The organism is Hydrogenimonas thermophila (assembly GCF_900115615.1).
Taxonomy (GTDB): Bacteria; Campylobacterota; Campylobacteria; order Campylobacterales; family Hydrogenimonadaceae; genus Hydrogenimonas; species Hydrogenimonas thermophila.
On sequence record NZ_FOXB01000070.1, the window covers coordinates 1 to 5,063 of the forward strand.

The window sequence follows — 5,063 nt, forward strand, 5'->3', positions numbered from 1 at the left end:
CCAACCATCAATCCAGCTGTAAAAGTACCAAATGTAAACATCCCAGTAGCAACACAAACCCCCAAATTCAACATCCCAACCATAGCACCAAATATTAAAGATTTACCAGTCACAAAAGAGACAATAAGCACTCAAAAGTTCAAAACATTTAAAGAACTCATACAAGAAAAAAGCGTAACGACCACAACACAAAAAGAGATAAAAGAGCCTACATCTTCTAAAGCCACCGTACAAAACCACTATACCATTAACATAAATGTAACAGGCGGTTCACCTGAAGAGGTAGTAAGCAAAATACAAGCACTCTTACCAAGTCTGATAGAAGAGATAGAATCAAACAGAAAGGATAGATCGCTCCATGACGTGGTGTAAGATAGCAGATTTCATCTTTGAAGCTAAAGAGCTTGAGAGTGAAGAGAGGGCGCATAACTTTAGCTATGCAACCATAAACAGAGTAGATAACCATCCACTGTATCAAGATATAGGCAAAGATAACGAAACTATAAATTTAAAAGGTTACTACATAAGACAGAAGATGGACAAACTAGAAAATCTCATCAACATTGCAAAGCAAAAATGTCCAGTACGCTACACAACTATAAAATATAGCTTTAATGTAATTATAGTCTCAATTAAAAGAGTCAGAAAAATTATGATCAAAGATGTAGGTGTAAGAGAAGAATTCATCATAACACTAAAGAGGGTCTATGAATGAAAAAGTATGTAGCAAAAAGAGGTGAACGACTTGATAAAATAATCTTTAAAGAGTATAAAACACTTAATAAAGAGGTGTTAAATGCGGTTTTAAGCGCCAATAAACATCTATTAAATAAGCAAAAATTAGATGCGTTTGATGAAGTCTTTTTACCTGAAATTGAAATTAAAACTAAAAAAACGGATAAAACGCTATGGTAGATTTTGAGATAGCACCATTGAATGAAGAGGCTAAAAAGGCACTGGTTAGCCTTGAGCTTACAGACGAGATAGGCATATATAGCGATGAGCTAACTCTTAATTTCCCAAATGATTTTAAAAGACCTACATATGGTGATGAGCTAACAGTTACAATAGATGGACACTACTATGGAGTTTTTGTAGTTCAAACAACCAACAAAACAAACAGAGGTTTAAGCGTAAAAGCAACTGCTACAAACTTTACAAAGAGCCTAAAAGAGAGAAAAAACAGAAGCTTTGAGAAGATGAAACTATGTGCAATTGTTAGCAAAATCGCAGGCGAACACGGCTTAGAGCCTAAGTGTGACTTTGACATCTTCTTAAACTATGAGAGCCAAACAAATGAAAGCGATCTGCATTTTTTGCACCGCTTGGCAGATAAATTTAACGCTCAATTTAACATTAAAGATAACAAAATAATCTTTTTAAAACATAAAGAGGAGAATAAAAGCTTACCTCGTTTTTTGGTAAAAAATAGCGAAGTTATAAGCTACTCTTTAAAGCACAAAGCAAAAACTATCTATAAATCTGTAACTGCAAAGTGGCAAGATACAAAAGAGAATAAAACAAAAAGTGTAACCGTTGGAAGTGGTAAACCTTGCTATGAACTGCAAGATAGTTTCAAGGACAAGGCAGAGGCAAATACAAGAGCTAAAGCACTGCTTGAAAGACTCAATAGAGGTAGCATAGAGGGCAGTGTAACACTACTAGGTCGAGAGATTAGAGCCGGCGGGATAATTGTTTTAGAAGGCTTCGATGAAGATGATGGAGAGTACTCCATAAAAAAGGTTGCTCATACTATTAATGGCAATGGTTACACTGTAAAAGTTGAATTTGAAAAATGACAAAAATGTAAACTCATGCGTAAAATTCCGCAAATACTTTAAAATGTCCCTACAATTCCAAACAAACCACCATAAAATCGAAACCCCTTAAAAAAAATACTCTTTACAATATCTGACATTCTTAACTACTCTTTACATATAGTGTGCATTTAAATTATATTTCAACTTTAATTTTTTATAAATGTCTGTACTTGTATGACCTTTATTTAACAAATCTTTAATCTCATCTAAATATGGACTATATATACTTCTTTTTTTTCTACTTTTTTTTGCCATCTTTGTCTCCTTCATAATGTTCTTCATTATATATACATAATTTTCCAAGTGTAACACACTTGTCTCATTACTATAACTCTACCCACAATTTATCCTATATAATGTGTTGTAATCGATGCTCGATTATGTTTCATTTCCTTGCTAACTTTAAGTAGTGCCAGTTCATACGTATACCCTGCTTTTCCATACTCCAATAATCGCCGTTGTGCAAAATTCCACCTAAAACCGTGTGTTCCATCTACATGTATTCCAAGTTTTTTGCAACTATTTCGTATGTCATCTGCATACTTTTGTTTATTGAGCTTGAATTTCCCATATTTTTCTATATGATTTTTCAAATTTTTATAAGTTTCTATTGAAACAAGAACTTCTCCTTCTTTTCCTCCTTTCTCTTTCGTCCATATCACTCCTTTTTCTTTTCCTGTAATTTTGTCAAACTTTGTACCTTTTAGTTGTTCAAGCTTAATTAAGCTGACTCCCTCCAACCTTGCACCACCTTCATACTGAATTGTTGCAGCAAATTGGTGCAATGGATCAGTAAGTGTCTCAATTATTTTTTCAGGTTCATCATAAGCTCTATTATGATAATTATAGGCCACAAGCTCTAAATCAACTGCCTTTTGCTTTAATTCATTTCTGATGTTAAAATCATACTCTTTTGGATTGCCATTATTTTGTGTATAGTATTCAAGAGCTGTTTCCAATTTTCCTATTGCGGATACAATTTTATTTAAATAAAGCCTGCTTGGATAATACTCTATTTTATAATCTATGTATGCTGCAATATGAACAGGTTCAATTTTTTCAGCATCTTTTAAGTTCCAGTGTTCTTTTAAATAGTTAAGTAGATTGTTCCAAATATTTCTATAGCTCTCCATTGTTTTATATGAAGCAACTTTTTTATAATTTGGATGGTTAGGATTAATGCGTTCCTTTTTTTTTGCACCAGACTTAAAAATTGCTTTAACCAATAATGACGTTTGATAATAAACACTTCCCCTCATACTATACTCTCTTTTATATGGTTATCTATATAGTATTTTAATGTTGTATATTTAATATGTTTACCCTCTTCTTCTGAGCCATTTAGAAAATTTTGTATTGCTTTTATGGATAATCCCATATCTAGTAATTTTATTATCTGCTCACGATATGGGTCTAACAAATTCTCTTTTCCTTTTGCACCCTTGGGTCTGCCAAGTTTTTTTCCTTTTGCCCTTGCAGCTTCAAGCCCTGCTTTTGTGCGCATCGAAATGAATTCTCTTTCTGTCTCAGCAAAATAACCATAGGCGGCTATCATAAAATCTCGCATTGCACCATTTACCAAAGATAATTCAGGTTGATTGACAAATATCACCTCTACACCCTGATCTCCAAACCATTTGACAAGATTTAATACCTCTATCATTTTTCGACCTAGTCTAGAAAGTTCAGAGACTATTAGCGTATCTCCATTTTTTAATTTTTCCTTTAATTCATCAATACGTCTCTTTTCTTCGCTCTTTCTAGTTGACATCTCAACTTTTATAAATTCATCAATCTGAATTTTATTCTTTTGGCAATATTGAAAAATCAGATGTTCCTGATTAATTTGATCCTGCTTGTCAGTTGAAATTCTTGTATATGCAACTGTCATTTTCAACCCTTTCAAAATAAACGTCTTATTTTGTATTTATTTGTAACTATTTTATGGATAAAGCCGTACATAGCTTTATCCATAATTTACAAATTAAACGTCCGATTTATTTGAAATTATGTTAATAAATCTTTAGCTGATTTAAGACTATAAAAATCAATATTTTTGTATACAGAGTTTGGATGAGAGTATCCAAGTGTTTTCATTGTAAATTGATGATACATTGTTGCTGCTTCTGTTATGTCAATATATCTTTTTTTGTCAAATTGACAGCATAAGCTTTTTTTATCTTTGCCATGAACTTTCTTTTGTACAACTCTAAGATATTGGTTTCCATCACCAGTATCAAGTCTTTTTGAAGCAAAAAGCTTAAGTACCGTCATAAGTTCATTAGTTTGTTCCAAGTTTTCACACAAAATTTTATTTCTGTATAAAACCACGACATCTAACAGATATGCTTTTTTATTTACCTTATTTACCTTGCCTTTAACCTCTCGAAGTTCATAATCAAGATAAATGAGTGTAACAAGTGAAAAATCTTGTTTACCACTTAAATGATTTTCTCTCATAATATGTTTTTCAGATACACTTTTAATATCACACTCTATTTTGCCATCAACCTGAATACACTCCAATCTTTTGTTTGGATTATAGTTTACTGGTTTCATGTATTCTCCTTATATTTTTATTATGTTTTTTAGAGGTTTAATCTTTTTCCCTCTATCTATATACATATTTTTTCAAACTCAACTCTCTTCAACCTCTTTCCATACGTTAAAAATTAATGAATAGCCTACATCGAACTTATACTCCTTTCTTAGATATTCAGCAATTGATCTAAAACTAAACCCATCTGCACGAAGAGTTTTTACAACTGCCCAGTAATTCATAAGCTTTTTACGTTTACTTATCTTTCTAAAAGAATTTTTTTTCTTGAATTTCTCTATTTTTATGTAATGTAACTGCTCAATTTCATCATCATTTAGATCATCAAATTTTTTCTTAGTAAGTCTCTCCTATAATACATTTATAACTTCTCATCACTCAAAAGAGGATGAAAAAGTTATAAAAGTTGTGTTAGCATAAAGACAGTTGTGTTAGCTGCTTTTTGCAATTCACAGTCAATGGCACAAATTAAAGATCTGTTTGTCCTTGTCAGAAGATGACCCAACAAAGCCTATCTAATTTGGGCTAGCTAACTCACCTATGAAACGCTATTGGAGAGCTTATGTTCTACCGTTCTATAGAGTTAGGAGGCTGTGAGCACAACCCAAATATCAAGCAATCAAGAAGGAGTTATGTTTTATGTACTATGTTGGCATAGATATTGCAAAGAAAAGTCATGTTGCTTG

At 32.2% G+C, this 5,063-nt stretch carries 9 protein-coding genes; 4 read left to right on the forward strand and 5 right to left on the reverse strand.

Annotated elements, in window-relative coordinates; all coding sequences use genetic code 11:
- From BM227_RS12865 to BM227_RS12315, 4 genes are all read left to right on the forward strand, one after another.
- Window positions 1–372 (forward strand): hypothetical protein (locus tag BM227_RS12865; protein ID WP_177202063.1); only part of this gene is annotated, 372 nt, incomplete at its 5' end.
- Window positions 359–715 carry a phage tail protein gene (locus BM227_RS12305; RefSeq protein ID WP_092914274.1) on the forward strand — a complete coding sequence of 119 codons (357 nt, stop codon included), beginning with the start codon at window positions 359–361 and terminating at the stop codon, window positions 713–715. The genes BM227_RS12865 and BM227_RS12305, both read left to right, overlap by 14 nt.
- Window positions 712–915, forward strand: coding sequence for a tail protein X (locus tag BM227_RS12310; RefSeq protein ID WP_092914275.1), 204 nt, complete (start codon window positions 712–714; stop codon window positions 913–915). The genes BM227_RS12305 and BM227_RS12310 overlap by 4 nt, the downstream gene beginning before the upstream one ends.
- Entirely contained in the window at window positions 909–1,799 is an 891-nt protein-coding gene (locus tag BM227_RS12315; protein WP_092914277.1) for a phage late control D family protein, read from the forward strand. The genes BM227_RS12310 and BM227_RS12315 overlap by 7 nt, the downstream gene beginning before the upstream one ends.
- A gap of 132 nt (window positions 1,800–1,931) precedes the next feature.
- Here BM227_RS12315 and BM227_RS12870 read toward each other — a convergent pair whose 3' ends face one another.
- From BM227_RS12870 to BM227_RS12875, 5 genes are all read right to left on the reverse strand, one after another.
- Entirely contained in the window at window positions 1,932–2,075 is a 144-nt protein-coding gene (locus BM227_RS12870; protein WP_177202064.1) for a hypothetical protein, read from the reverse strand.
- An 89-nt stretch (window positions 2,076–2,164) separates the two neighbouring features.
- A complete protein-coding gene (locus tag BM227_RS12320; protein ID WP_092914279.1) occupies window positions 2,165–3,079 on the reverse strand; it encodes a hypothetical protein in 915 nt (304 codons plus the stop codon).
- A complete protein-coding gene (locus BM227_RS12325; protein ID WP_092914280.1) occupies window positions 3,076–3,711 on the reverse strand; it encodes a recombinase family protein in 636 nt (211 codons plus the stop codon). Before BM227_RS12325 ends, BM227_RS12320 begins: the two co-directional genes overlap by 4 nt.
- A gap of 116 nt (window positions 3,712–3,827) precedes the next feature.
- On the reverse strand, window positions 3,828–4,379 hold the full coding sequence (locus tag BM227_RS12330; protein ID WP_092914282.1) for a hypothetical protein: 552 nt from the start codon (window positions 4,377–4,379) through the stop codon (window positions 3,828–3,830).
- Window positions 4,380–4,457: 78 nt separating this feature from the next.
- The gene (locus BM227_RS12875; protein ID WP_177202065.1) at window positions 4,458–4,601 is read right to left on the reverse strand and encodes a hypothetical protein; all 144 of its coding nucleotides are present in this window, start codon (window positions 4,599–4,601) and stop codon (window positions 4,458–4,460) included.
- Window positions 4,602–5,063: the final 462 nt, after the last annotated feature.

What these genes read in the sequence shown, in the direction of transcription:
- BM227_RS12305 (WP_092914274.1), top strand. Translation starts at nt 359, where the DNA reads ATGACGTGGTGTAAGATAGCAGATTTCATCTTTGAAGCTAAAGAGCTT.
- BM227_RS12330 (WP_092914282.1), bottom strand. Translation starts at nt 4,379, where the DNA reads ATGAAACCAGTAAACTATAATCCAAACAAAAGATTGGAGTGTATTCAG.
- BM227_RS12875 (WP_177202065.1), bottom strand. Translation starts at nt 4,601, where the DNA reads ATGAATTACTGGGCAGTTGTAAAAACTCTTCGTGCAGATGGGTTTAGT.
- BM227_RS12310 (WP_092914275.1), top strand. Translation starts at nt 712, where the DNA reads ATGAAAAAGTATGTAGCAAAAAGAGGTGAACGACTTGATAAAATAATC.
- BM227_RS12315 (WP_092914277.1), top strand. Translation starts at nt 909, where the DNA reads ATGGTAGATTTTGAGATAGCACCATTGAATGAAGAGGCTAAAAAGGCA.
- BM227_RS12870 (WP_177202064.1), bottom strand. Translation starts at nt 2,075, where the DNA reads ATGGCAAAAAAAAGTAGAAAAAAAAGAAGTATATATAGTCCATATTTA.
- BM227_RS12320 (WP_092914279.1), bottom strand. Translation starts at nt 3,079, where the DNA reads ATGAGGGGAAGTGTTTATTATCAAACGTCATTATTGGTTAAAGCAATT.
- BM227_RS12325 (WP_092914280.1), bottom strand. Translation starts at nt 3,711, where the DNA reads ATGACAGTTGCATATACAAGAATTTCAACTGACAAGCAGGATCAAATT.